Origin of the sequence: Pseudarthrobacter sp. R1 (assembly GCF_024494415.1) — a bacterium.
In the GTDB taxonomy this organism is placed as follows: domain Bacteria; phylum Actinomycetota; class Actinomycetes; order Actinomycetales; family Micrococcaceae; genus Arthrobacter.
Map to the genome: position 1 here is coordinate 414963 of NZ_JAMKFI010000008.1, position 24244 is coordinate 439206.

The window sequence follows — 24244 nt, forward strand, 5'->3', positions numbered from 1 at the left end:
ACCCGCCGTCGGACCTCTCCCTCTTCCCGTAACCAAGACTTCAGAATTTAGAGAACAAGAGAGAACAGGGACCATATGTCCAGCGAATCCTCCTTCGGCCTCATGCAGATCGGCCTCGCCACCGCGGAAGACATCCGTGGCTGGTCTTACGGCGAGGTTAAGAAGCCGGAAACCATCAACTACCGCACGCTCAAGCCCGAGAAGGACGGCCTCTTCTGCGAGAAGATCTTCGGCCCGTCCCGGGACTGGGAATGCTACTGCGGCAAGTACAAGCGCGTGCGCTTCAAGGGCATCATCTGTGAGCGTTGTGGCGTTGAAGTCACCCGCGCAAAGGTCCGCCGCGAACGCATGGGCCACATCGAGCTGGCCGCACCCGTCACGCACATCTGGTACTTCAAGGGTGTTCCCTCCCGCCTGGGCTACCTCCTTGACCTGGCACCGAAGGACCTCGAGAAGGTCATCTACTTCGCTGCCTACATGATCACCAGCGTTGACGAAGCTGCCCGCCACGAGGAACTGCCCAACCTGCAGGTTGAGCACGACATCGAGAAGAAGCAGCTCATCGACAACCGCGACTCCGACATCGCGGCGATCGCCCGTGACCTCGAAGGCGAAATTGCCCGCCTTGAGGGTGAAGGCGCGAAGGCTGCCGACAAGAAGAAGGCCCGCGACTCCGCCGACCGCCAGATGGCCAACGTGCGCAAGCGTGCCGACGCCGATATCGAGCGCCTCGAGCAGGTCTGGGACCGTTTCAAGAACCTCAAGGTCGCCGACCTCGAAGGTGACGAAGGACTGTACCGCGAGCTGCGCGACCGCTACGGCATGTACTTCGAAGGCTCCATGGGTGCCGAAGCCATCAAGAAGCGTCTTGAAAGCTTCGACATGCAGGCCGAGTCGGACCTGCTGCGCGACATCATCGCCAACGGCAAAGGCCAGCGCAAGACCCGTGCCCTCAAGCGCCTGAAGGTGGTCAACGCGTTCCTGACCACCAACAACAGCCCGCTTGGCATGGTCCTGGACGCCGTCCCGGTGATCCCGCCGGAACTGCGCCCCATGGTCCAGCTGGACGGTGGCCGCTTCGCGACCTCCGACCTCAACGACCTGTACCGCCGTGTGATCAACCGCAACAACCGCCTCAAGCGCCTGCTTGACCTGGGTGCTCCGGAGATCATTGTCAACAACGAGAAGCGCATGCTTCAGGAAGCTGTTGACAGCCTCTTCGACAACGGCCGCCGCGGCCGTCCGGTCACCGGACCGGGCAACCGTCCGCTGAAGTCCCTGAGCGACATGCTCAAGGGCAAGCAGGGCCGTTTCCGCCAGAACCTCCTCGGCAAGCGCGTCGACTACTCCGGCCGTTCGGTCATCGTCGTCGGCCCGCAGCTGAAGCTGCACCAGTGCGGCCTGCCCAAGCAGATGGCCCTGGAGCTCTTCAAGCCGTTCGTGATGAAGCGCCTGGTTGACCTCAACCACGCCCAGAACATCAAGTCGGCCAAGCGCATGGTGGAGCGGTACCGTCCGCAGGTCTGGGACGTGCTGGAAGAAATCATCACCGAACACCCGGTGCTGCTCAACCGTGCACCTACCCTGCACCGCCTCGGCATCCAGGCGTTCGAGCCGCAGCTTGTTGAAGGTAAGGCAATCCAGCTCCACCCGCTGGTTTGTGGCGCCTTCAACGCCGACTTCGACGGCGACCAGATGGCAGTCCACCTGCCGCTGAGCCCCGAAGCGCAGGCTGAAGCCCGCATCCTGAGGCCGTCCTCGAACAACATCCTGAAGCCCTCCGACGGACGCCCGGTCACCCTGCCTTCGCAGGATATGATCATCGGCCTCTACCACCTGACCACCAAGCGTGTTGGCTCAGCTGGCGAAGGCCGCGTCTTCGGTTCGGTTGCGGAAGCCATCATGGCGTTCGATGCCCGCGAGCTGCACCTGAACTCGCAGGTCAAGATCCGCCTCGAAGGCTTTGTGCCCTACGCGGGCTGGGAAGCTCCGGAAGGCTGGGAGCCGGGTCAGCCCGCGCTCGTCCAGACCTCCCTGGGCCAGGTTCTCTTCAACGAGACCCTGCCCGAGGACTACCCGTGGGTTGAGGCTGTTGCCGACAAGGGCGAGCTGTCCCGCATCGTCAACGACCTCGCGGAGCGCTACCCGAAGGTTGTCACCGCGGCAACGCTGGACAACCTGAAGGATGCCGGTTTCTACTGGGCCACCCGCTCAGGCGTTACCGTCGCCATCTCGGACATCGAGGTTCCGGCCGCAAAGCCGGCCATCCTCGCCGGTTACGAGGAGCGGGCTGCGAAGATCCAGGGCCAGTACGACAAGGGCCTGATCGACGACGACGAGCGCCGCCAGGAACTGATCGAGATCTGGAACAAGGCAACCAACGAGATCGCCCAGGCGATGCGCGACAGCCTGTCGCCGATGAACACCATCAACCGCATGGTGTCCTCCGGTGCACGTGGTAACTGGATGCAGGTCCGCCAGATCGCGGGTATCCGTGGCCTGGTGGCCAACCCGAAGGGTGAAATTATTCCCCGTCCCATCAAGTCCTCCTACCGTGAGGGCCTGTCGGTTCTGGAATACTTCATCGCCACGCACGGCGCCCGTAAGGGTCTGGCTGACACCGCTCTGCGTACCGCCAACTCGGGTTACCTGACCCGTCGTCTGGTGGACGTGTCCCAGGACGTCATCGTCCGCGAAGAGGACTGCGGCACCGAGCGCGGCCTGGTCACGCCCATCGCCGTCGCCGATTCCAACGGTGAGCTGGTGCTGGACGAGAACGTCGAGAACAGCGCATACGCACGTACGCTCGCCGTCGACGTCGTGGACTCCGAGGGCAACGTCCTCGCAGCCGCCGGCACCGACTGCGGCGACGTGGTGATCGCCGAGCTGTTCGCGGCCGGCATTACCGAGGTCAAGGTCCGCTCCGTACTCACTTGTGAGTCCAGCGTCGGCACCTGCGCCCTGTGCTACGGCCGTTCGCTGGCCACCGGCAAGACCGTGGACATCGGCGAGGCCGTGGGCATCATCGCCGCACAGTCCATCGGTGAGCCCGGTACCCAGCTGACCATGCGTACGTTCCACACCGGTGGTGCAGTCTCCGCCAGCGGCGGCGACGACATCACCCAGGGTCTGCCCCGTATCCAGGAGCTCTTCGAAGCCCGTACTCCGAAGGGTGTCGCACCGATTGCAGAAGCAGCCGGCCGCATCACCATCGAAGAGTCCGAGCGCCAGATGCGCCTGGTCATCACTCCTGATGACGGAACCGAAGAGATCGCCTACCCGGTCCTGCGCCGTTCACGCCTGCTGATCGAGGATGGCGACCACGTCACCGTCGGCCAGAAGCTGATCAACGGACCGGTGGATCCCAAGCAGGTCCTGCGCATCATGGGTCCGCGTGCGGCACAGAAGTTCCTGGTGGACGAAGTCCAGGGCGTGTACCGCAGCCAGGGCATCGGTATCCACGACAAGCACGTCGAGGTTATCGTCCGCCAGATGCTGCGCCGCGTCACGGTCATCGAGTCCGGCGAATCGGACCTGCTGCCCGGCGAGCTCGCCGAGCGCAGCCGCTTCGAGGACGCCAACCGCCGTGTTGTGTCCGAGGGCAAGACTCCGGCTTCCGGACGTCCTGAGCTCATGGGCATCACCAAGGCGTCGCTGGCCACCGAGTCCTGGCTGTCCGCGGCTTCCTTCCAGGAGACCACCCGCGTCCTGACGCAGGCGGCCATGGAAGGCAAGAGCGATCCGCTGCTCGGCCTCAAGGAGAACGTCATCATCGGTAAGCTGATCCCGGCCGGCACGGGCCTCCCGCGCTACACCGAGGTCACCGTCGAGCCCACTGAAGAAGCAAAGGCCAACCTGTTCACCGGCCCCAGTGCATTCAGTGACTTCTCGTACGACACCCTGGGCGGCGACGGAGCTCCTGAGTTCCACGCCATCCCGCTGGATGACTACGACCTGGGCAACGACTTCCGCTAAGGAAGTTCCGCTGATTGGCTGAAGGCCCCGCCTCCACGTTTGTGGGGGCGGGGCCTTCCCTTTCCCAACTGGGTAGCAGTAAGTGCCGTTATGAGCTCCCAAAACGACACTTACCGCTACCTACTTGGGGGAGCGGGCGCCGATTAAGGCATGGAGAGCGTCCGTGCTAGACTTGTTACCAATTGTTATTGTGGCAGTGGATGAGTGCGCCGGTTCCAGCTGAAAGGCTGAACCAGAGCGACGTTTCCGGTTTGCAGGGTTCTTGTGCAACATATGCCACATTTTTGCATGCCTAGGGACCATTGAAGACGCGAGTCAGGTCATTCCCTGCGTATGCGATCCGACTATTAAGGCTTCGCCTTCGCCGCCTTGGAGATCTTCTTCAAGGCCCAGGCGGCGGGGCAACGCAAAGGAGAGTGGCTGGAAGCGGCCACTCCGGATAAAACGGAGAACACGAGAGTGCCTACGATTAACCAGCTGGTCCGCAAGGGCCGCACGCCGAAGGTCTCAAAGACCAAGGCCCCCGCGCTTAAGGGCAGCCCCATGCGCCGCGGTGTTTGCACCCGCGTTTACACCACCACCCCGAAGAAGCCGAACTCGGCTCTGCGTAAGGTGGCACGTGTGCGCCTCAACGGCGGCGTTGAAGTAACCGCCTACATCCCCGGTGTGGGACACAACCTGCAGGAGCACTCCATTGTGCTCGTCCGCGGTGGTCGTGTGAAGGACCTCCCGGGTGTCCGCTACAAGATCGTCCGTGGCGCCCTCGATACCCAGGGTGTCAAGAACCGTAAGCAGGCCCGCAGCCGCTACGGCGCAAAGATGGAGAAGAAGTAATATGCCTCGCAAGGGTCCGGCCCCCAAGCGGCCGCTCGTACTAGATCCCGTTTACGGCTCCCCGCTGGTTACCCAGCTCATCAACAAGGTGCTCGTTGACGGCAAGAAGTCCACGGCAGAGCGCATCGTCTACGGTGCCCTCGAAGGCGCACGCGCCAAGTCCGGCGGCGACCCCGTAGCAGCCCTCAAGAAGGCCATGGACAACGTCAAGCCTTCCCTCGAGGTCCGCTCCCGCCGCGTCGGTGGCGCCACCTACCAGGTTCCGGTTGAGGTCAAGCCGGGCCGCTCCACCGCACTCGCCCTGCGCTGGCTGGTTGGCTACTCCAAGGCCCGCCGCGAAAAGACGATGACCGAGCGCCTCCAGAACGAAATCCTGGATGCCTCCAACGGTCTCGGTGCCGCTGTGAAGCGTCGCGAAGACACCCACAAGATGGCCGAGTCCAACAAGGCCTTCGCACACTACCGCTGGTAATACTTCCCGTACGCCGCCGGCTCAACCGAGCCGGCGGCGAACGTGTAGTCCATCCCAAAAGGAGACCCCGTGGCACAGGACGTGCTTACCGACCTTAGTAAGGTCCGCAACATCGGCATCATGGCCCACATTGATGCCGGAAAGACCACCACCACCGAGCGCATCCTGTTCTACACGGGTGTGAACCACAAGATCGGCGAAACGCACGACGGCGCTTCGACCACCGACTGGATGGAACAGGAAAAGGAACGCGGCATCACCATCACGTCTGCCGCCGTGACCTGCTTCTGGGAAAACAACCAGATCAACATCATCGACACCCCCGGCCACGTTGACTTCACCGTTGAGGTTGAGCGCTCCCTGCGCGTCCTCGACGGTGCTGTCGCCGTTTTCGATGGCAAGGAAGGCGTTGAGCCGCAGTCTGAGACCGTTTGGCGCCAGGCTGACAAGTACAACGTCCCGCGCATCTGCTTCGTCAACAAGATGGACAAGCTCGGTGCCGACTTCTACTTCACCGTAGACACCATCATCAGCCGCCTCGGCGCCAAGCCGCTCGTAATGCAGCTGCCCATCGGTGCCGAGAACGACTTCATCGGCGTCGTGGACCTGCTCTACATGCGCGCACTGGTGTGGCCCGGCGACGCCAAGGGTGACGTCACCATGGGTGCCAAGTACGAGATCCGCGAGATCCCGGCTGACCTCCAGGAAAAGGCCGAAGAGTACCGCGCAGCGCTCGTTGAGACCGTTGCAGAGTCCTCTGAGGAACTCATGGAGAAGTACCTCGAGGGTGAAGAGATCTCCATCGACGAGCTCAAGGCCGGCATCCGCAAGATGACGATCAACTCCGAGCTCTACCCGATCTTCTGCGGTTCCGCATTCAAGAACCGTGGCGTTCAGCCCATGCTCGATGCAGTTGTCGACTACCTGCCGAACCCGCTCGACGTTCCTCCGATGGTCGGCCACGATCCTCGCGACGAAGAGAAGGAACTGACCCGCAAGCCTTCCTCCGAAGAGCCGTTCTCCGCTCTCGCATTCAAGATTGCGGCCCACCCCTTCTTCGGCCAGCTCACCTTCATCCGCGTGTACTCCGGTCACGTGGAAGCAGGCGCGCAGGTGGTCAACTCCACCAAGGGCAAGAAGGAGCGCATCGGCAAGCTGTTCCAGATGCACGCCAACAAGGAAATGCCCGTTGAGGGCGCTACCGCCGGCCACATCTACGCAGCGATCGGTCTGAAGGACACCACCACGGGTGACACCCTGTGCGACTCCGCCAACCAGATCGTCCTCGAGTCCATGAGCTTCCCGGAGCCCGTGATCTCGGTTGCCATCGAGCCGAACACCAAGGGTGACCAGGAGAAGCTCTCCACGGCTATCCAGAAGCTCTCCGCTGAGGACCCCACCTTCCAGGTGTCCCTCAACGAAGACACCGGCCAGACCATCATCGCCGGCATGGGCGAGCTCCACCTGGACATCCTGGTGGACCGCATGCGCCGCGAGTTCAAGGTCGAGGCTAACGTTGGTAAGCCCCAGGTTGCCTACCGCGAAACCATCAAGCGTGCCGTGGAACGCCACGACTACACGCACAAGAAGCAGACCGGTGGTTCAGGTCAGTTCGCAAAGATCCAGATTGCGATCGAACCGCTGGACACCGCCGAGGGCGAGCTGTACGAGTTCGAGAACAAGGTCACCGGTGGCCGCGTTCCCCGCGAGTACATCCCGTCGGTTGACGCTGGTATCCAGGATGCGCTGAACGACGGCGTCCTGGCAGGTTACCCGGTTGTGGGCATCAAGGCCACGCTGGTTGACGGCGCCTACCACGATGTTGACTCCTCGGAAATGGCGTTCAAGATCGCCGGCCGTATGGCTTTCAAGGAAGCTGCACGCAAGGCGAACCCTGTTCTGCTCGAACCGCTGATGGATGTCGAGGTCCGCACCCCTGAGGAATACATGGGTGAAGTTATCGGTGACCTCAACTCCCGCCGTGGCCAGATGCAGTCCATGGAAGATGCACAGGGCGTCAAGGTCATCCGTGCGCACGTTCCGCTGTCCGGCATGTTCGGCTACATCGGTGACCTGCGCTCGAAGACCCAGGGCCGTGCTGTGTACTCCATGACGTTCAACAGCTACGCCGAGGTCCCGAAGGCAGTTGCTGACGAGATCATCCAGAAGACCCGCGGCGAATAGTTTTTCGGACTTTCGAAGCGAACAAACTCGGGTGTGCTTCCGGTTGACGGAGGCCCGCCTGGTGCAGGTGGCCGGTTTTCCGGTCGGATGCAGTCCGGTCAAGCCGGGTTCCGGCCATCTGCACGAACAGGCTCGAGGGACTAGTATTAGTTCCTGAATCTGCAATTTCACCAATCCAAAGCCCCCCAAGTAGACTTACCTGAGTTTCTGCCGCGACAAGCGCGGCTGAAGGGTATGTCATTTGAAAACGTTCTAGGAGGAACCTGTGGCAAAGGCAAAGTTCGAGCGGACTAAGCCGCACGTTAACATCGGCACCATTGGTCACGTTGACCACGGTAAGACGACGTTGACGGCCGCCATTTCCAAGGTGCTGTACGACAAGTACCCGACTCTCAACGAGAAGCGTGACTTCGCGTCGATTGACTCTGCTCCCGAAGAGCGTCAGCGCGGCATTACCATCAACATCTCCCACGTTGAGTACCAGACCGAAAAGCGCCACTACGCACACGTAGACGCCCCGGGTCACGCTGACTACATCAAGAACATGATCACCGGTGCTGCACAGATGGACGGTGCAATCCTCGTGGTTGCCGCCACTGACGGCCCGATGGCACAGACCCGCGAGCACGTTCTGCTCGCCCGCCAGGTTGGTGTTCCCTACCTGCTGGTCGCGCTGAACAAGTCCGACATGGTTGACGATGAGGAACTGCTGGACCTCGTTGAAATGGAAGTTCGTGAGCTCCTCAGCTCGCAGGGCTTTGATGGCGACGAAGCACCGGTTGTCCGCGTTTCCGGCCTCAAGGCACTGGAAGGCGACCCGGAGTGGGTCAAGTCCGTTGAGGACCTGATGGCTGCTGTTGACGAGTCTGTTCCGGACCCCGTACGTGACCGTGACAAGCCGTTCCTGATGCCGATCGAGGACGTCTTCACCATCACCGGCCGTGGCACCGTTGTTACGGGCCGCGCCGAGCGTGGAACCCTCGCCATCAACTCCGAGGTCGAGATCGTCGGCATCCGCCCGGTCCAGAAGACCACGGTTACCGGTATCGAGATGTTCCACAAGCAGCTCGACGAAGCATGGGCCGGCGAGAACTGTGGCCTCCTGCTCCGCGGTCTGAAGCGCGATGACGTAGAGCGTGGCCAGGTTGTCGTCAAGCCGGGTTCCATCACCCCGCACACCGACTTCGAGGCTAACGTCTACATCCTCTCCAAGGACGAAGGCGGACGTCACAACCCGTTCTACTCCAACTACCGCCCGCAGTTCTACTTCCGTACCACGGACGTAACCGGCGTTATCACCCTGCCCGAGGGCACGGAAATGGTTATGCCTGGCGACAACACTGAGATGACCGTTGCGCTCATCCAGCCCATCGCTATGGAAGAGGGCCTCGGCTTCGCAATCCGCGAAGGCGGCCGCACCGTTGGTTCAGGACGCGTTACCAAGATCAACAAGTAATTCTTGTTTGAACTGAAGAACAGCCCCGCTGCTACTGCAGCGGGGCTGTTCTTTTTGGTTAACTCCTGCCTGATACTGTTGCTGGACCGAAAGGAGTTCATCATGGGATGGCTTATTTTTCTGATCATCGTTGTCGCCGTGGTCGCCGTTGTCTTCTGGGCCAAGAAGCACTTCCGCTACGAAATCGATCGCGCCAAGCGGATCAACCGGGCAAACAAAAACCAGTAGCGGCCCGGAGCTAGCCTGACGCGGCCCGCCGAGCCTTGCTGAGTGACTGGTACCAGTAGAAGGACTGCTTGGGCGTACGCTCCAGCGTTTCGAAATCCACGTGGACCAGGCCGAAGCGCTGGGAGTAACCGGCCGCCCATTCGAAATTGTCCATCAGGGTCCACACGTAGTAGCCGCGCAGGTCCACGGCCGAGGCCATCCCGCCGGGCGAGGTGGCGTCCAGTGCTGCGCGCAGGTGCGAGGCGATGTAGTTCAGACGGTCCTCATCCTGGATGGACCCGTTCACTTGGTCCGGCTCCGGGTAACTGGCGCCGCCTTCGGTGATGTAAACCGGGGGGAGTGCAGCCCCATACCGGTCCTGGAGTTCTTTGAGCAGGATGCCCAGGTGCTCAGGAGCCACAGGCCAGCCGAAGCCCGTGTGGTCAAACTCCGGGTAGCCCACCTCATGGAAAGGAAGCCTGGCTACCGCCTTGTGCGTATTGGCAGGAATAGGGGTCACCCCGCGGCCCAGTGCAACCTTTACCGGAAAGTAGTAGTTGAGGCCGTAAAAGTCCAGTGGCTGGTGGATGGTCCGCAGGTCGGCGTCCGAAATCCGCCCGATGGACCGCAGCCATGGCCTCGCGTACAGGGGCAGGTGCGGGTAGCGGCCCAGCAACACGGGGTCGGCGTAGATCCTGTTCATCAGGAGGTCGTACAGCTTCGCCACGAGCCTGTCTCCGACCTTTCCGCTGGCCGGCCGGACAGGGGAGTGCAGGTTGGTTACGCCTACGTCTCCCTTCACCCCTGCCGCACGCAGGGCCTGTGCACCGAGACCGTGGGCCAGGAGTTGGTGGTGGATCGCCGGGAGGGCATCGAACATCAGGGTGCGGCCCGGGGCGTGGACGCCCAAGGCGTAGCCGTTCAGGGTCACCGACAGCGGTTCGTTGAGCGTCACCCACTGCGCCACGCGGTCCCCGAAGCGTTCGCCGGCGGCAGCGGCATACTCGCCAAACCGTTCCGCTGTTTCACGGTTCATCCAACCACCGCGGTGTTCCAGCGGCAGGGGAGTATCCCAGTGGTAAAGGGTGGCCATGGGGGAGATGCCGGCTGCCAGCAGCTGGTCGATCAGCCGGTCGTAGAAGTCCAGTCCCTCCGCATTGAGTCGTCCCTGGCCTTCGGGCTGGATCCTTGGCCAGGACAAGGAGAAGCGGTAGGAGTCCACGCCCAGCTCCTGCAGGAGGGCGATGTCCTCGGGGAGACGGTTATAGTGGTCGCAGGCCACCGCGGGGGAATGCCCGTCCATAATGCTGCCGGGCTTCTCGGCGAAGGCGTCCCACCCGGACGGGCCCCGGCCGCCCTGGGTCAGGGCTCCTTCGATCTGAAAGGCTGCGGCTGCGACGCCCAGGGTGAACGACGGCGGCATGCGGCTGGCCAGTTCGGTCACGGATTCGGTGCTTTCCAGCGTCATGCCCCTATCATCCATTCCGGTGTTGCCGAAGGCAATGATTCCTCGGACTGGCCTCTGGAATGGGCCAATTCGCTTCTGGCGGCAAATTCCGGCATACTAGATGAGTTGTTCAAGCGCTTCTTCGTGTCCCGATCCGGATAATGCCGGGTGTCAGGGTCCAAGTGGAAGACCAAACATAACCCCCTCCCCATGGAATTGCGGATTTGTATGCGTGCCAAGCGCGACACGCCCGACCGCGGGGGTCGGTTACGCCGGCAAGGTGAGGAACCCGGATTCATCCGGATTCAGCTTGTGCGGCGGATGGTGGTTACGACCTCAATTGCTTCGGCAGCCATACAACGAGTAAGTGAACAGGGCAGCCCCAACCAGGGGAAGCACAGACTGAAAGAGAGTCAGGCGACATGGCGGGACAAAAAATCCGCATCCGGCTGAAGTCATACGACCACGAGGTCATTGACGTTTCAGCACGGAAGATCGTTGAGACGGTCACGCGCGCAGGCGCAACGGTAGTTGGCCCCGTGCCGCTGCCGACGGAGAAGAACGTGTACTGCGTCATCCGCTCTCCGCACAAGTACAAGGACAGCCGCGAGCACTTCGAAATGCGCACGCACAAGCGTCTTATCGACATCATCGATCCCACGCCGAAGGCTGTTGACTCGCTTATGCGTCTCGACCTGCCGGCAGACGTGAACATCGAAATCAAGCTGTAGGGAGGTGCTGAGAGACTATGACCGCAACCCGTAACGTAAAGGGCCTGCTGGGCACGAAGCTCGGCATGACCCAGGTCTGGGACGAGAACAACAAGCTCATCCCCGTCACTGTGGTCCAGGCAGATTCGAACGTCATCACCCAGCTGCGCAACGCAGAAGCTGATGGCTACGTAGCCGTACAGATCGGCTACGGCCAGATCGATCCCCGCAAGGTCACCAAGCCGCTGGCTGGTCACTTTGAGAAGGCAGGCGTCACGCCTCGCCGCCACGTCGTCGAACTCCGTACCGCAGATGCTGCTGAGTACGAGCTGGGCCAGGAGCTCTCCGTAGAGGTCTTCGAAGCCGGCCAGAAGATCGACGTCATCGGCACCACCAAGGGTAAGGGCTTCGCCGGTGTTATGAAGCGTCACGGCTTCCACGGCGTTGGAGCTTCCCACGGTGCCCACAAGAACCACCGTAAGCCCGGTTCAATCGGTGGCGCATCCACCCCGAGCCGCGTCTTCAAGGGCATGAAAATGGCCGGCCGCATGGGCGCCGTTCGTCACACCACGCTGAACCTCACGGTTCACGCGGTTGACGTCGAGAAGTCGCTGCTCCTTATCAAGGGCGCCGTTCCCGGTGCCCGCGGCCAGGTCGTACTCGTACGCACCGCCGTGAAGGGAGCCTAGTTCAATGGCTAACACTGTCCAGGTTGACCTGCCTGCAGAGATCTTCGACGTTCAGACCAACGTGCCGTTGCTGCACCAGGTTGTCGTTGCCCAGCTCGCTGCTGCTCGCCAGGGTACCCACAAGACCAAGACCCGCGCTGAAGTTTCCGGTGCAGGACGCAAGCCGTTCAAGCAGAAGGGCACCGGCCGCGCCCGTCAGGGTTCCATCCGTGCTCCTCACATGACCGGCGGTGGCATTGTCCACGGTCCCACCCCGCGTGACTACAGCCAGCGCACCCCCAAGAAGATGATTGCTGCTGCACTGCGCGGCGCACTGTCTGACCGGGCGCGTAACGGACGCATCCACGTTGTTGCCGAACTGGTTGAGGGCTCCAAGCCCTCCGCCAAGGGTGCACTTGCAACGCTGCGCGGCGTTTCCGACCGCAAGAACCTGCTGGTTGTCATCGAGCGCGCCAACGATGTTGCTGCACTGTCCGTGCGCAACCTCGCCGGTGTTCACGTTCTGTACGCAGACCAGCTGAACACCTACGACGTTCTCGTGTCTGATGACGTTGTCTTCACCAAGGCTGCCTACGAAGCATTCGTTGCCGGCAAGGCAGTGGCAAAGAACGAGGAGGATGCCAAGTGAGTGCAGCCACCATCAAGGATCCCCGCGACGTCGTGCTTGCGCCCGTCGTGTCGGAAAAGAGCTACGGCCTGATCGACGAGGGCAAGTACACCTTCCTGGTGGACCCCCGGTCGAACAAGACCGAGATCAAGCTGGCCGTGGAGAAGATTTTCTCCGTCAAGGTCGAATCGATCAACACCATCAACCGTGCCGGTAAGCGCAAGCGCACCAAATTCGGATGGGGTACCCGCAAGAACACCAAGCGTGCGATTGTCACCCTCAAAGAAGGCACTATCGACATCTTCGGCGGTCCGCTCGCGTAGCGGAGACCACTTTAACGAGGAAATAAATTATGGGAATCCGTAAATACAAGCCGACTACCCCGGGCCGTCGTGGCTCGAGCGTAGCGGACTTCATCGAAATCACGCGGTCGACGCCGGAAAAGTCGTTGGTACGTCCGCTGCCCAAAAAGGGCGGCCGTAACAACACCGGTAAGATCACCACCCGTCACAAGGGTGGCGGACACAAGCGCCAGTACCGTCTGATCGACTTCCGTCGCCACGACAAGGACGGCGTTGACGCCCGCGTTGCTGAAATTGAGTACGATCCGAACCGTACGGCTCGCATCGCCCTCCTGCACTACGTTGATGGCACCAAGCGCTACATCATCGCGCCGAACAAGCTGTCCCAGGGTGACTTCGTAGAGGCAGGTGCCAACGCTGACATCAAGCCTGGCAACAACCTGCCCCTGCGCAACATCCCCGTGGGTACCGTTATCCACGCAGTTGAACTGCGCCCGGGTGGCGGCGCCAAGATGGGCCGCTCCGCCGGTGCATCCATCCAGCTCGTCGCCAAGGAAGGCCGCTTCGCCCAGCTGCGTCTGCCTTCCGGTGAAATCCGCAACGTTGACGTGCGCTGCCGCGCAACCGTCGGCGAGGTGGGCAACGCCGAGCAGTCGAACATCAACTGGGGCAAGGCCGGCCGCATGCGCTGGAAGGGCGTACGCCCGACCGTCCGTGGTGTCGCCATGAACCCGGTTGACCACCCGCACGGTGGTGGCGAGGGCAAGACGTCCGGTGGACGTAACCCCGTCAACCCGAACGGTCAGCGGGAAGGCCGCACCCGCCGCCCCAACAAAGAGAGCGACAAGCTTATTGTTCGTCGCCGTCGTACTGGCAAGAACAAGCGATAGGAGCCTGGACACATGCCACGCAGCCTGAAAAAAGGTCCTTTCGTTGACCAGCACCTCTTTGTGAAGGTAGCCAGGGAAAACGAAAAGGGCACCAAGAACGTCATCAAGACCTGGTCACGCCGTTCGATGATCATCCCCGACATGCTCGGGCACACGATCGCCGTACACGACGGACGCAAGCACATTCCGGTGTTTGTCACTGAGTCGATGGTCGGGCACAAGCTCGGCGAATTCGCTCCCACGCGGACATTCCGCGGCCATGTCAAGGACGACCGTAAGGGCAAGCGCCGCTAGGCGCCTGCACTTACGTCAAAGACGAGAGAAGGAAAGCAATGGAAGCCAAGGCAATTGCGCGCCACATCCGCGTAACGCCTATGAAGGCCCGGCGCGTCGTCAACCTTGTTCGTGGTTTGCAAGCGAATGAGGCTCTGGCAATTCTGAAGTTTGCCCCACAGGCAGCTTCAGAGCCGGTATTCAAGGTAGTTCAGTCGGCAATCTCCAACGCCCGGGTCCTCGCGGACCGCGACGGCGTGGCGTTTGACGAAGGCGACCTCATCATCAGCGAAGCGTTTGTTGATGAAGGCCCGACCATGAAGCGGTTCCAGCCGCGTGCCCAGGGTCGTGCATTTCAGATCAAGAAGCGCACCAGCCACATCACCGTGGTAGTCGCTACCCCGGAGAAAGAGGAGGCTCGCTAAGTGGGACAGAAAGTAAACCCGCACGGGTTCCGACTCGGCATCACCACCGATCACGTATCGCACTGGTTCGCTGACAGCACCAAGGCCGGCCAGCGGTACAAGGACTTCGTTCGCGAAGACATCCGTATCCGCCAGCTCATGTCCACGGGCATGGAGCGCGCCGGTATCGCCAAGGTTGAGATCGAGCGCACCCGTGACCGCGTCCGCGTGGACATCCACACGGCCCGCCCGGGCATCGTCATCGGCCGCCGTGGAGCAGAAGCAGACCGCATCCGCGGCGAGCTCGAAAAGCTCACCGGCAAGCAGGTCCAGCTGAACATCCTCGAGGTCAAGAACCCCGAGATGGAAGCACAGCTTGTTGCCCAGGGCGTTGCTGAGCAGCTGACTTCACGTGTGGCTTTCCGCCGCGCAATGAAGAAGGCCATGCAGTCCGCACAGCGTGCAGGTGCCAAGGGCATCCGTATCGCCTGCTCCGGTCGACTGGGTGGCGCTGAAATGTCCCGCTCGGAGTTCTACCGCGAAGGCCGTGTGCCCCTGCACACCCTCCGCGCGAACATCGACTACGGCTTCTACGAAGCCAAGACCACCTTCGGCCGCATCGGTGTGAAGGTTTGGATCTACAAGGGTGACGTCACCGCCAAGGAACTGGCCCAGCAGGCCGCTTCCGCCCCGTCCCGTGGCCGCGGTCCCAGCGACCGTCCGGGCCGCCCGGGTGGCGCTGACCGTGGTGACCGCCGCCGTCGCAACGACCGTCCGGCCGCTGACGCAGCTCCTGCTGCCGAGGCTCCGGCAGCTGAAGCTGCTGCTCCGGCAGCAGAAGGAGGACAGGCTTAAATGCTTATCCCACGTCGAGTCAAGCACCGTAAGCAGCACCACCCGGGTCGTTCCGGCGCTGCTACGGGCGGCACCAAGGTCACTTTCGGTGAGTACGGCATCCAGGCCCTGAGCCCGGCATACGTCACCAACCGTCAGATCGAATCCGCCCGTATTGCCATGACCCGCCACATCAAGCGTGGCGGTAAGGTCTGGATCAACATCTACCCGGACCGTCCCCTCACCAAGAAGCCTGCCGAAACCCGCATGGGTTCCGGTAAGGGTTCACCGGAATGGTGGGTCGCAAACGTCAAGCCGGGTCGGGTTCTCTTTGAGATCTCCGGCGTCGAAGAATCGGTAGCACGCGAGGCCCTGCGCCTGGCAATCCACAAGCTCCCGTTGAAGGCACGCATTCTGCGTCGCGAAGGTGGTGAATAGAAATGGCAGTAGGATCCAAGGATCTGGCTCCCGCACAGCTGGACGGTTTCGACAACGAGCGTCTCGTTGAAGAACTCCGCAAGGCCAAGGAAGAGCTGTTCAACCTGCGTTTCCAGTCCGCCACCGGACAGCTGGAGAACCACGGTCGTCTGCGCGCGGTAAAGAAGGACATCGCCCGCATCTACACCGTTCTCCGTGAGCGCGAGCTGGGCATTCGTGCCGAGGTTGCCGCACCGGTTGTGGAAGCCAAGGAAGAAAAGAAGTCCAAGAAGGCAGCAACCAAGAAGGCCGACAAGGCTGAAACGGTTGAGACCGAGGAGGATGCCAAGTGAGTGAAAAGGACGAGAACGTGACCGAAACTGCTACCGCAGCCACGGCTGAGCAGCGCGGTTACCGCAAGACGCGTCGCGGCTACGTGGTCTCTGACAAGATGGAAAAGACCATCGTTGTCCAGGTTGAAGACCGCGTGAAGCACGCCCTGTACGGCAAGGTCATCCGCCGTACCTCCAAGGTCAAGGCCCACGACGAAGAGAACACCGCCGGCATCGGCGACCTCGTTGTCATCGCCGAGACCCGTCCACTGTCCGCCACCAAGAACTGGCGGCTCGTGGAGATCCTCGAGAAGGCCAAGTAGCACCTGCTGCTTCGGTATCCGGAGGCCCCTGCTCCCTTTGGGAGCGGGGGCTTCCGCGTTTAACAGCCGGCCCCCCGGTAGCGCCGGGCACGCTTTGGGGAACGGACGACGGCGGTGGCGCGTCTTCCTGCGCATGTGGCACCCAGGGTGGGCCAAAAGGCTGCCGTCCGTAACGCCGTCGTCCCCCCTCGACGCTCTCTCACTTAACGCCTGTTTTTAACTGACGCTCTCTCACTTCTCTCAGGAAAGTGAGAGAGCGCCGGCCAAAAAGGCGCGTTAAGTGAGAGAGCGTCCCAGGGAGCGGGCGGGAGGTGATGGGGCGGACGACGGCGGTGCCGCGGCTTCCTGCGCATGTGGCACCCGGGGTGGGCCAAAAGGCTGCCGTGCGTGACGCCGTCGTCCGTCTTGCGGGGGAGCGCCGGCGGTGATATGGGGATGGGCGGAAAACGTGCTAGGATATTGAGTTTGTATGGCGCCCTTAGTGTGCCGACATCAACCTCGTAAACAAGCGTGCCACGGCATAGTGCCCCCTTGCGCCCAGGATCTCCTGGAACGGATGGGAGCAACTGCTTCTGGCACGGGCGTTTAGGCCTGGTCTGGCAAAATCCAGGCAGGTCAAGAGACACCCCGATCAACCGTTCCGCAAGGCTCATTCCGTAGGAAGATTTTCGGTCTGAGAACCGGCGCGACGCAAGGAGTAAATAGTGATTCAGCAGGAGTCGCGACTCAAGGTCGCCGACAACACGGGTGCTAAGGAAATCCTTACCATTCGCGTTCTCGGTGGATCCGGCCGTCGCTACGCAGGCATCGGTGACGTCATTGTCGCCACCGTCAAGGATGCAATCCCCGGCGGCAACGTAAAGAAGGGCGATGTTGTTAAGGCAGTCATCGTCCGTACCAAGAAGGAACGCCGCCGTGCGGATGGTTCCTACATCAAGTTTGACGAGAACGCAGCTGTGATCCTGAAGGGTGACGGTGACCCCCGCGGTACCCGTATCTTCGGACCGGTTGGTCGTGAACTGCGTGACAAGAAGTTCATGAAGATCGTTTCTCTGGCTCCGGAGGTGCTCTAGTCCATGGCTGCAAAGATCAAGAAGGGTGACCTGGTTCAGGTCATCACTGGCGCCAAGGCTGAGCGCGGCGGCGACCGCGGCAAGCAGGGCAAGGTCCTGCGCGTGTTCACCGACACCAACCGAGTGCTGGTCGAAGGCATCAACCGCGTAACCAAGCACACCAAGGTCGGTCAGTCGCAGCGCGGCACCAAGACCGGTGGCATCGAGGTTGTTGAAGCCCCGATCCACATCTCCAACGTGGCTCTGGTTGACCCGTCCACCAAGAAGCCCACCCGCGTCGGTTTCCGCACCGAGACCGTTGAGCGCAATGGCGTGAAGCGTGAAGTGCGCGTGCGCGTGGCCAAGAGCTCAGGGAAGGACATCTAATGACTGAGACTCTCGAGACTCCGGCAACGAAGATCGTTCCTCGTCTGAAGACCAAGTACGCCGAATCCATCAAGAGCACGCTCATTGAGGAATTCAAGTACGAAAACGTCAACCAGGTTCCGCGCCTCGTGAAGGTCGTTGTGAACATGGGTGTTGGAGATGCCGCCAAGGACTCCAAGCTGATCGACGGCGCTGTCCGCGACCTCACCCAGATCACCGGCCAGAAGCCGCAGGTAACCAAGGCCCGTAAGTCGATCGCTCAGTTCAAGCTGCGCGAAGGCATGCCCATCGGTGCACACGCCACACTTCGTGGCGACCGCATGTGGGAATTCCTGGACCGTCTGGTCACCCTCGCACTGCCCCGCATCAGGGACTTCCGTGGTCTCTCCGGCAAGCAGTTCGACGGTAACGGCAACTACACCTTCGGTCTGACCGAGCAGGTTATGTTCCACGAGATCGACCAGGACAAGATCGACCGCGTCCGCGGTATGGACATCACGGTTGTCACCACTGCCAAGACCGATGACGAAGGCCGCGCGCTGCTCAAGGCGCTTGGTTTCCCGTTCAAGGCCGAAGACTAATCTAACTACGTAAAAGGTCCGGCGGTCCGGCTTCTGAATCCGTTCAGGAAAGCAGCACCGCGGAAACCGTTATGAGGAAGGGCAAGAGCCCACAATGACAATGACAGATCCTGTCGCAGACATGCTTACGCGTCTGCGCAATGCAAACTCGGCATACCACGATTCCGTGTCCATGCCGTACAGCAAGCTCAAGGCACGCGTTGCTGACATCCTCAAGGCCGAAGGCTTCATCGCCGGCTGGAAGGAAGAAGACGCTGAGGTTGGCAAGAAGCTGACCATCGAGCTCAAGTTCGGACCGAACCGCGAGCGTTCAATCGCTGGTGTTCGTCGTATTTCCAAGCCGGGACTGCGCGTTTACGCAAAGTCCACCAACCTGCCGCACGTGCTGGGTGGCCTGGGTGTCGCAATCCTGTCCACCTCTTCCGGCCTCCTGACTGACAAGCAGGCCGGCAAGAAGGGCGTGGGCGGCGAAGTCCTCGCTTACGTCTGGTAACGGGAAAGGAAGAGAATAATGTCACGTATTGGACGTCTCCCCATCACCGTTCCTGCCGGCGTTGAGGTCAAGGTTGACGGCTCTGTCGTCAGCGTCAAGGGTTCCAAGGGCGAGCTGAACCACACTGTGGCCAGCCCGATCGAGGTCACCCTGGATGCAGACACCCTGACTGTCGCCCGCCCGAACGACGAGCGCGCCTCCCGTTCACTCCACGGCCTGACCCGCACCCTGATCTCCAACATGATCGAGGGCGTTACCAAGGGCTACGAGAAGAAGCTTGAAATCGTCGGTACCGGTTACCGCGTTCAGGCCAAGGGATCTGACCTTGAGTTCGCTCTCGGCTTCAGCCACCCGGTCAATGTCTCCGCACCGGAGGGCATCACCTTTGCAGTTGAGACCCCGACCAAGCTCTCTGTTTCAGGTATCAACAAGCAGCAGGTCGGCGAGGTTGCTGCCAACATTCGCAAGCTGCGGAAGCCGGACCCCTACAAGGGCAAGGGCATCCGTTACGCCGGCGAAGTCATCCGCCGCAAGGTCGGAAAGGCTGGTAAGTAACCATGGCCATCTCAATTAACAAGAAGCGTACGAACAAGAGCAAGTCTGCCCAGCGCAGCCGCCGCCAGCTTCGTATCCGTAAGCGCATCTCCGGTACGGCTGTACGTCCTCGTCTGGTCGTCAACCGTTCCGCACGCCACGTATTCGTCCAGGTTGTCGATGACACCAAGGGCCTGACCGTAGCGAGCGCCTCCACTCTGGAAGCCGACCTTCGTGCATTCGACGGCGACAAGACTGCCAAGGCCAAGCGCGTTGGCGAACTTGTCGCAGAGCGTGCCAAGGCTGCCGGTATCGAAGCTGTTGTCTTCGACCGCGGTGGTAACAAGTACCACGGCCGGATCGCCGCCGTCGCTGACGGTGCACGTGAAGGTGGGCTGTCACTGTGACGGAAGCAAACAAGGAAAAGGACACTGTGTCTGCAGATCAGAAGGCTACCGAAGCCGTAGCTGCCGCTGAGACCACTGCCCCCGCAGCTGCCGACGACCGCCGTGGTGGCGCTCGTCGCGGTGAGCGTGGCGACCGTGGCCAGGGCCGCGGCGACCGTGGTGGCCGTGGCGGCCGCGACGGCGGCCGTGAAGCCGAGAAGAGCCAGTTCGTAGAGCGCGTTGTCACCATCAACCGCGTCTCCAAGGTGGTCAAGGGTGGTCGTCGCTTCAGCTTCACCGCCCTGGTCGTCGTCGGTGACGGCAACGGCATGGTCGGCGTTGGCTACGGCAAGGCTAAGGAAGTTCCTGCCGCAATCGCGAAGGGCGTTGAAGAGGCCAAGAAGTCCTTCTTCCGCGTACCCCGCGTTGGCAGCACCATCCCGCACCGCGTCCAGGGTGAGGCTGCCGCAGGCGTCGTAATGCTGCGTCCGGCTTCCGCCGGTACCGGTGTTATCGCCGGTGGCCCGGTCCGTGCAGTACTGGAGTGCGTGGGCATCCACGACATCCTCTCCAAGTCGCTCGGTTCCTCCAACGCCATCAACATCGTTCACGCGACTGTTGATGCCCTGAAGCGCCTCGAAGAGCCGGCAGCAGTGGCAGCACGCCGCGGCCTGCCCCTCGACGAGATCGCTCCGCCGGCGCTGGTGAAGGCTCTCCTGAACTCGAAGGCGGGTGTCTAGTTATGGCTAAGAACCTGATTCCCTCCGACATCCAGTTGGAGATCACTCAGATCAAGTCCGCCATTGGCGGCAAGCAGAACCAGCGCGACACCCTGCGGTCCCTCGGCCTGAAGCGGATCGGACACACCGTTGTCCGCACCGCCGACGCCGTCACCGTGGGAATGCTCAACACGGTTCCGCACCTGGTACAGGTAGAGGAGGCGAAGTAAATGGCAGAGAACACTGCTGACAAGGCACAGAGCGCCGCTGCTGAGAAGCAGAACGCCCTGAAGGTTCACCACCTGCGTCCCGCCCCGGGTGCCAAGACCGCCAAGACCCGCGTTGGTCGTGGTGAAGGCTCCAAGGGTAAGACTGCCGGTCGTGGCACCAAGGGTACTGCAGCCCGCTACCAGGTCAAGGCTGGCTTTGCCGGCGGCCAGCTGCCGCTGCACATGCGCCTGCCGAAGCTGCGCGGCTTCAAGAACCCGTTCCGGGTTGAGTTCCAGGTTGTAAACCTGGACAAGCTCAACGAGCTGTTCCCGGAAGGTGGCGCAGTCACCGTGGAGAACCTGGTCGAAAAGGGTGCCGTTCGCAAGAACCAGCCCGTCAAGGTGCTGGGCACCGGTGACATCACCGTCAAGGTTGACGTCACCGCCCACGCATTCTCGGCCAGCGCCGCTGAAAAGATTGCTGCAGCAGGCGGAAGCACCACCGCTCTCTAGAGCCGGTGGGCGCCAAGCCCGTTGTTGAACTCCCGGTCTCCGGGGCCCAGGCCCTGGAGATCGGGAGTTTTTCACATCCGCCGGGCGTATTTTTCCCGCCACCCGCCGCATGCGCGCTTTCCCGGATTGTTCGCATGGCGCATCCAACCGTTAGACTCGGTTGTTGGGATTTATAGATCCCCATCACAACTCTTATTAACACCACCAGGAGGACGCTTGCTTAGCGCATTTGGCCGGGCCTTTCGCACGCCTGATCTGCGACGCAAGTTGTTGTTCACGCTGGGAATCATCACCATCTTCCGCTTGGGTGCTTTCATTCCCTCGCCAGGTGTGGACTACCAGAATGTCCAGCAATGCTTGCAGAACGGTCAGACCGCAGGCGGCCTGTACCAGCTCGTTAACCTGTTCAGCGGCGGCGCGTTGCTCCAGGTGTCCATCTTTGCCCTCGGCATCATGCCGTACATCACGGCAAGCATCATCGTCCAGCTGCTCCGGGTGGTCATTCCCCGGTTCCAGCAGCTTTACGAAGAGGGTGCATCCGGGCAGTCCAAGCTGACCCAGTACACGCGGTACCTCACCATCGCGCTGGGCCTGCTGAACGCCACCACCCTGGTCTCCCTGGCGCGGTCCGGGCAGCTTCTTCCCGGCTGCAACCTGCCGATCATCCCGGACACCAGCGTGATCACCACCATCCTGATCATCATCACCCTGACGGCCGGCACCGGCCTGATCATGTGGATGGGCGAGCTCGTCACCGAGAAGGGCGTGGGCAACGGTATGTCCCTGCTCATCTTTACGTCCATCGCTGCCACGTTCCCCACGTCCCTCGGCGCCATCTGGAGCTCGCAGGGTCCCGGAACGTTCTTTATGGTCCTCGCCATCGGCCTGCTGACCGTGGCCCTGGTGGTCTTCGTTGAGCAGTCGCAGCGCCGCGTGCCGGTGCAGTACGCCAAGCGCATGATCGGCCGCCGCACCGTGGGAGGTACCAGCACGTACATCCCCATCAAGGTCAACATGGCCGGCGTTATCCCCGTGATCTTCGCTTCCTCCATGCTGTACCTGCCGGGCCTGATCTCGCAGTTCAACCAGCCCCGGCAAGGCGAGCAGATCCAGCCCTGGGTGGAATGGATCAACAACAACCTGGTCCGCGGTGACCAGCCCATCTACATGGTGCTCTACTTCGCCATGATCGTTTTCTTCACCTACTTCTACGTCGCGATCACCTTCAACCCTGAAGAGGTCTCGGACAACATGAAGAAGTACGGCGGCTTCATTCCAGGTATCCGCGCGGGCAAACCGACCGCTGACTACCTGCAGTACGTGCTGTCCCGGATCACCCTGCCAGGCGCCCTGTACCTGGGCTTCGTGGCGCTGATTCCGCTGGTGGCACTGGTACTGATCAACGCGAACCAGAACTTCCCGTTCGGTGGCACCTCGATCCTGATCATGGTGGGCGTTGGCCTGGAGACCGTCAAGCAGATTGATGCGCAGCTACAACAACGTCACTACGAAGGGCTTTTGCGATGACGAGAATGCTGATTATTGGACCTCCCGGTTCCGGAAAAGGAACGCAGGCAGAGCGGATCTCGGAGCGCCTCGGCGTTGTGGCGATCTCCACCGGCGATATCTTCCGTGCAAACGTAAAGGGCGAAACGCCGCTTGGCATTGAAGCCAAGAAGTACATGGACGCCGGCGACTTCGTTCCGGACAGCGTGACCAACAAGATGGTGCGCGACCGCCTGAGCGAGTCCGACGTCGAAAACGGCTTCCTCCTGGACGGCTACCCCCGCACCACGGCGCAGGTGGACTACCTCGATGAGATCCTCGCCAAGGGCGAAGAGAAGCTCGACGTCGTCCTGCAGCTGACTGCAGATGACGAGGAATTGGTACACCGACTCCTGGGCCGGGCCAAGGAAACGGGCCGGAGCGACGACAACGAAGCCGTCATCCGCCACCGCCTGGACCTGTACCACGAGCAGACCGAAGCCGTGGTGGCCAAGTATGCCGAGCGCGGCATCCTCACCCAGGTGGACGGAATCGGCCCCATCGACGAGGTCACGGACCGCGTCATGCAGGCCATCAAGGCCGCACAGGCAGCCTGATCCAGGCAAAAGCATTTCCGAGGCTCCTCCCGGTAAACGGGAGGAGCCTCAGCCATTTGAAAGGAAACACCATGGCCTTTGGCCAGCCCCGCATCGAATACAAGACCAACGCCCAGATGCGCACCATGCACGAAGCAGGCCTGGTCCTGAGCCGTGCCCTGGATGCAGCCGTTGCAGCAGCCGTGCCCGGAGTTACCACCAAAAACCTGGACGACGTGTTCGCTGCTGTGCTGAACGAAGCCGGCGCGAAATCCAACTTCCTCGGCTACCACGGGTTCCCCGCCACCATCTGCACCTCCGTCAATGAGGAGGTGGTACACGGCATCCCCCGCAGCCGCGTGCTCCGGGACGGCGACATCATCTCCATCGACGGCGGCGCAATTGTGAACGGCTGGCATTCGGACTCCGCGCGCACAGTTATTGTGGGCACCGCGGACCCCGAGGACCAGCGCCTCTCCGACGTCACCCGCGCAGCCATGTGGCGGGGCATCGCCGCGCTGGCCACGGGCAAGCACGTGGGTGACATCGGCGCCGCAATCGATGATTACGTATCCTCCGTGCCGGGCAAGTCGCTGGGCATCCTCGAGGATTATGTGGGCCATGGCATCGGCTCCGAGATGCACATGCCCCCGGACGTGCTGAACTACCGCACCAGCCACCGCGGCCCCAAGATCCGTCCCGGCCTTTGCCTGGCGATCGAGCCCATGCTGGTCCGCGGCAGCATCGATACCGCCGTGCTTGAGGACGACTGGACCGTCGTCACCACGGACGGCAAGCGCTCCTGCCAGTGGGAGCACTCAGTGGCGGTCCACGACAAGGGCATCTGGGTGCTGTCGGCGCCCGACGGCGGCGCGGAGCACCTGGTGCCCCTCGGCGTCACCCCCGTGCCCATCCCGTAGTTTCCGCTCGCCC

At 61.8% G+C, this 24244-nt stretch carries 30 protein-coding genes; 29 read left to right on the plus strand and 1 reads right to left on the minus strand.

The features are described 5' to 3' along the window. Positions 1–75: 75 nt before the first annotated feature. From M8J71_RS12765 to M8J71_RS12790, 6 genes are all read left to right on the plus strand, one after another. Entirely contained in the window at positions 76–3975 is a 3900-nt protein-coding gene (locus M8J71_RS12765) for a DNA-directed RNA polymerase subunit beta' (protein ID WP_256248264.1), read from the plus strand. A gap of 459 nt (positions 3976–4434) precedes the next feature. Next, positions 4435–4809 (plus strand): 30S ribosomal protein S12, encoded by a 375-nt coding sequence (gene rpsL / locus M8J71_RS12770; RefSeq protein ID WP_009358312.1) that lies wholly within the window; start codon positions 4435–4437, stop codon positions 4807–4809. Between the two features lies 1 nt (position 4810). Further along, positions 4811–5281 carry a 30S ribosomal protein S7 gene (gene rpsG, locus M8J71_RS12775; protein WP_026531948.1) on the plus strand — a complete coding sequence of 157 codons (471 nt, stop codon included), beginning with the start codon at positions 4811–4813 and terminating at the stop codon, positions 5279–5281. Positions 5282–5350: 69 nt separating this feature from the next. Further along, positions 5351–7465: an elongation factor G gene (gene fusA / locus M8J71_RS12780; protein ID WP_256248265.1), complete on the plus strand. Its 2115-nt coding sequence runs from the start codon at positions 5351–5353 to the stop codon at positions 7463–7465. 265 nt (positions 7466–7730) lie between these two features. After that, the gene (gene tuf, locus M8J71_RS12785) at positions 7731–8921 is read left to right on the plus strand and encodes an elongation factor Tu (protein WP_163161890.1); all 1191 of its coding nucleotides are present in this window, start codon (positions 7731–7733) and stop codon (positions 8919–8921) included. Between the two features lie 3 nt (positions 8922–8924). Further along, positions 8925–9149 (plus strand): hypothetical protein, encoded by a 225-nt coding sequence (locus M8J71_RS12790; protein ID WP_256249030.1) that lies wholly within the window; start codon positions 8925–8927, stop codon positions 9147–9149. Positions 9150–9159: 10 nt separating this feature from the next. Here the strand turns inward: M8J71_RS12790 and M8J71_RS12795 are convergent, their stop codons facing one another. Continuing rightward, entirely contained in the window at positions 9160–10596 is a 1437-nt protein-coding gene (locus M8J71_RS12795; RefSeq protein WP_256248266.1) for a GH1 family beta-glucosidase, read from the minus strand. Positions 10597–10997: 401 nt separating this feature from the next. On the opposite strand from M8J71_RS12795, the gene rpsJ reads away from it, so the two are divergent. From rpsJ to map, 23 genes are all read left to right on the plus strand, one after another. Then, positions 10998–11306, plus strand: a complete 309-nt coding sequence (rpsJ, locus tag M8J71_RS12800; RefSeq protein WP_003803825.1) for a 30S ribosomal protein S10 — start codon at positions 10998–11000, stop codon at positions 11304–11306. A 17-nt stretch (positions 11307–11323) separates the two neighbouring features. Next, positions 11324–11974: a 50S ribosomal protein L3 gene (gene rplC / locus M8J71_RS12805; protein ID WP_013601833.1), complete on the plus strand. Its 651-nt coding sequence runs from the start codon at positions 11324–11326 to the stop codon at positions 11972–11974. 4 nt (positions 11975–11978) lie between these two features. Next, positions 11979–12602 (plus strand): 50S ribosomal protein L4, encoded by a 624-nt coding sequence (gene rplD, locus M8J71_RS12810; protein ID WP_163161894.1) that lies wholly within the window; start codon positions 11979–11981, stop codon positions 12600–12602. Further along, the gene (gene rplW, locus M8J71_RS12815) at positions 12599–12904 is read left to right on the plus strand and encodes a 50S ribosomal protein L23 (RefSeq protein ID WP_011692807.1); all 306 of its coding nucleotides are present in this window, start codon (positions 12599–12601) and stop codon (positions 12902–12904) included. Before rplD ends, rplW begins: the two co-directional genes overlap by 4 nt. A gap of 29 nt (positions 12905–12933) precedes the next feature. Then, positions 12934–13773: a 50S ribosomal protein L2 gene (gene rplB, locus M8J71_RS12820; protein ID WP_009358305.1), complete on the plus strand. Its 840-nt coding sequence runs from the start codon at positions 12934–12936 to the stop codon at positions 13771–13773. A gap of 12 nt (positions 13774–13785) precedes the next feature. Further along, complete coding sequence (gene rpsS, locus M8J71_RS12825) at positions 13786–14067, plus strand: 30S ribosomal protein S19 (protein WP_003803803.1); 282 nt, start codon at positions 13786–13788, stop codon at positions 14065–14067. A 38-nt stretch (positions 14068–14105) separates the two neighbouring features. Then, positions 14106–14471, plus strand: a complete 366-nt coding sequence (gene rplV / locus M8J71_RS12830; protein WP_009358304.1) for a 50S ribosomal protein L22 — start codon at positions 14106–14108, stop codon at positions 14469–14471. Beyond that, positions 14472–15305: a 30S ribosomal protein S3 gene (gene rpsC / locus M8J71_RS12835; protein WP_142038804.1), complete on the plus strand. Its 834-nt coding sequence runs from the start codon at positions 14472–14474 to the stop codon at positions 15303–15305. Beyond that, positions 15306–15722 (plus strand): 50S ribosomal protein L16, encoded by a 417-nt coding sequence (gene rplP, locus M8J71_RS12840; protein ID WP_050054315.1) that lies wholly within the window; start codon positions 15306–15308, stop codon positions 15720–15722. It begins immediately after the preceding gene. A gap of 2 nt (positions 15723–15724) precedes the next feature. Continuing rightward, positions 15725–16054 carry a 50S ribosomal protein L29 gene (gene rpmC, locus M8J71_RS23345; RefSeq protein WP_163161897.1) on the plus strand — a complete coding sequence of 110 codons (330 nt, stop codon included), beginning with the start codon at positions 15725–15727 and terminating at the stop codon, positions 16052–16054. Continuing rightward, positions 16051–16356: a 30S ribosomal protein S17 gene (gene rpsQ / locus M8J71_RS12850; RefSeq protein ID WP_104042537.1), complete on the plus strand. Its 306-nt coding sequence runs from the start codon at positions 16051–16053 to the stop codon at positions 16354–16356. The genes rpmC and rpsQ overlap by 4 nt, the downstream gene beginning before the upstream one ends. Before the next feature lie 704 nt (positions 16357–17060). Continuing rightward, positions 17061–17429 (plus strand): 50S ribosomal protein L14, encoded by a 369-nt coding sequence (rplN, locus tag M8J71_RS12855; protein ID WP_009358299.1) that lies wholly within the window; start codon positions 17061–17063, stop codon positions 17427–17429. A 3-nt stretch (positions 17430–17432) separates the two neighbouring features. Further along, complete coding sequence (gene rplX / locus M8J71_RS12860) at positions 17433–17795, plus strand: 50S ribosomal protein L24 (RefSeq protein WP_256248267.1); 363 nt, start codon at positions 17433–17435, stop codon at positions 17793–17795. After that, positions 17795–18376: a 50S ribosomal protein L5 gene (rplE, locus tag M8J71_RS12865; RefSeq protein WP_066277862.1), complete on the plus strand. Its 582-nt coding sequence runs from the start codon at positions 17795–17797 to the stop codon at positions 18374–18376. The genes rplX and rplE overlap by 1 nt, the downstream gene beginning before the upstream one ends. A 94-nt stretch (positions 18377–18470) precedes the next feature. Next, positions 18471–18869: a 30S ribosomal protein S8 gene (gene rpsH, locus M8J71_RS12870; protein ID WP_050054318.1), complete on the plus strand. Its 399-nt coding sequence runs from the start codon at positions 18471–18473 to the stop codon at positions 18867–18869. 18 nt (positions 18870–18887) lie between these two features. Further along, on the plus strand, positions 18888–19424 hold the full coding sequence (gene rplF / locus M8J71_RS12875) for a 50S ribosomal protein L6 (protein ID WP_050054319.1): 537 nt from the start codon (positions 18888–18890) through the stop codon (positions 19422–19424). Between the two features lie 2 nt (positions 19425–19426). Continuing rightward, the gene (gene rplR / locus M8J71_RS12880) at positions 19427–19810 is read left to right on the plus strand and encodes a 50S ribosomal protein L18 (protein ID WP_163161903.1); all 384 of its coding nucleotides are present in this window, start codon (positions 19427–19429) and stop codon (positions 19808–19810) included. Then, positions 19807–20529 (plus strand): 30S ribosomal protein S5, encoded by a 723-nt coding sequence (gene rpsE, locus M8J71_RS12885; RefSeq protein WP_163161905.1) that lies wholly within the window; start codon positions 19807–19809, stop codon positions 20527–20529. The genes rplR and rpsE overlap by 4 nt, the downstream gene beginning before the upstream one ends. A 2-nt stretch (positions 20530–20531) precedes the next feature. Continuing rightward, positions 20532–20738 (plus strand): 50S ribosomal protein L30, encoded by a 207-nt coding sequence (rpmD, locus tag M8J71_RS12890; protein WP_256248268.1) that lies wholly within the window; start codon positions 20532–20534, stop codon positions 20736–20738. Beyond that, the gene (gene rplO / locus M8J71_RS12895) at positions 20739–21230 is read left to right on the plus strand and encodes a 50S ribosomal protein L15 (RefSeq protein ID WP_163161909.1); all 492 of its coding nucleotides are present in this window, start codon (positions 20739–20741) and stop codon (positions 21228–21230) included. 216 nt (positions 21231–21446) lie between these two features. After that, positions 21447–22757: a preprotein translocase subunit SecY gene (secY, locus tag M8J71_RS12900; RefSeq protein ID WP_163161911.1), complete on the plus strand. Its 1311-nt coding sequence runs from the start codon at positions 21447–21449 to the stop codon at positions 22755–22757. A 5-nt stretch (positions 22758–22762) separates the two neighbouring features. Next, positions 22763–23332 (plus strand): adenylate kinase, encoded by a 570-nt coding sequence (locus M8J71_RS12905; protein ID WP_205484239.1) that lies wholly within the window; start codon positions 22763–22765, stop codon positions 23330–23332. A gap of 71 nt (positions 23333–23403) precedes the next feature. Then, positions 23404–24231, plus strand: a complete 828-nt coding sequence (gene map / locus M8J71_RS12910) for a type I methionyl aminopeptidase (protein ID WP_256248269.1) — start codon at positions 23404–23406, stop codon at positions 24229–24231. Positions 24232–24244 lie beyond the last annotated feature (13 nt).

Excerpts from the sequence above, each read along its gene's own strand:
- rplD (WP_163161894.1), top strand. The coding sequence starts at position 11,979 with ATGGCTAACACTGTCCAGGTTGACCTGCCTGCAGAGATCTTCGACGTT.
- rplR (WP_163161903.1), top strand. The coding sequence starts at position 19,427 with ATGGCCATCTCAATTAACAAGAAGCGTACGAACAAGAGCAAGTCTGCC.
- rpmD (WP_256248268.1), top strand. The coding sequence starts at position 20,532 with ATGGCTAAGAACCTGATTCCCTCCGACATCCAGTTGGAGATCACTCAG.
- rpmC (WP_163161897.1), top strand. The coding sequence starts at position 15,725 with ATGGCAGTAGGATCCAAGGATCTGGCTCCCGCACAGCTGGACGGTTTC.
- rplF (WP_050054319.1), top strand. The coding sequence starts at position 18,888 with ATGTCACGTATTGGACGTCTCCCCATCACCGTTCCTGCCGGCGTTGAG.
- rplC (WP_013601833.1), top strand. The coding sequence starts at position 11,324 with ATGACCGCAACCCGTAACGTAAAGGGCCTGCTGGGCACGAAGCTCGGC.
- M8J71_RS12905 (WP_205484239.1), top strand. The coding sequence starts at position 22,763 with ATGCTGATTATTGGACCTCCCGGTTCCGGAAAAGGAACGCAGGCAGAG.
- rplO (WP_163161909.1), top strand. The coding sequence starts at position 20,739 with ATGGCAGAGAACACTGCTGACAAGGCACAGAGCGCCGCTGCTGAGAAG.
- rpsH (WP_050054318.1), top strand. The coding sequence starts at position 18,471 with ATGACAATGACAGATCCTGTCGCAGACATGCTTACGCGTCTGCGCAAT.
- map (WP_256248269.1), top strand. The coding sequence starts at position 23,404 with ATGGCCTTTGGCCAGCCCCGCATCGAATACAAGACCAACGCCCAGATG.
- M8J71_RS12795 (WP_256248266.1), bottom strand. The coding sequence starts at position 10,596 with ATGACGCTGGAAAGCACCGAATCCGTGACCGAACTGGCCAGCCGCATG.
- rpsS (WP_003803803.1), top strand. The coding sequence starts at position 13,786 with ATGCCACGCAGCCTGAAAAAAGGTCCTTTCGTTGACCAGCACCTCTTT.
- rplP (WP_050054315.1), top strand. The coding sequence starts at position 15,306 with ATGCTTATCCCACGTCGAGTCAAGCACCGTAAGCAGCACCACCCGGGT.
- M8J71_RS12765 (WP_256248264.1), top strand. The coding sequence starts at position 76 with ATGTCCAGCGAATCCTCCTTCGGCCTCATGCAGATCGGCCTCGCCACC.
- rpsJ (WP_003803825.1), top strand. The coding sequence starts at position 10,998 with ATGGCGGGACAAAAAATCCGCATCCGGCTGAAGTCATACGACCACGAG.
- rplB (WP_009358305.1), top strand. The coding sequence starts at position 12,934 with ATGGGAATCCGTAAATACAAGCCGACTACCCCGGGCCGTCGTGGCTCG.
- rpsG (WP_026531948.1), top strand. The coding sequence starts at position 4,811 with ATGCCTCGCAAGGGTCCGGCCCCCAAGCGGCCGCTCGTACTAGATCCC.
- rplV (WP_009358304.1), top strand. The coding sequence starts at position 14,106 with ATGGAAGCCAAGGCAATTGCGCGCCACATCCGCGTAACGCCTATGAAG.
- rplX (WP_256248267.1), top strand. The coding sequence starts at position 17,433 with ATGGCTGCAAAGATCAAGAAGGGTGACCTGGTTCAGGTCATCACTGGC.
- rplE (WP_066277862.1), top strand. The coding sequence starts at position 17,795 with ATGACTGAGACTCTCGAGACTCCGGCAACGAAGATCGTTCCTCGTCTG.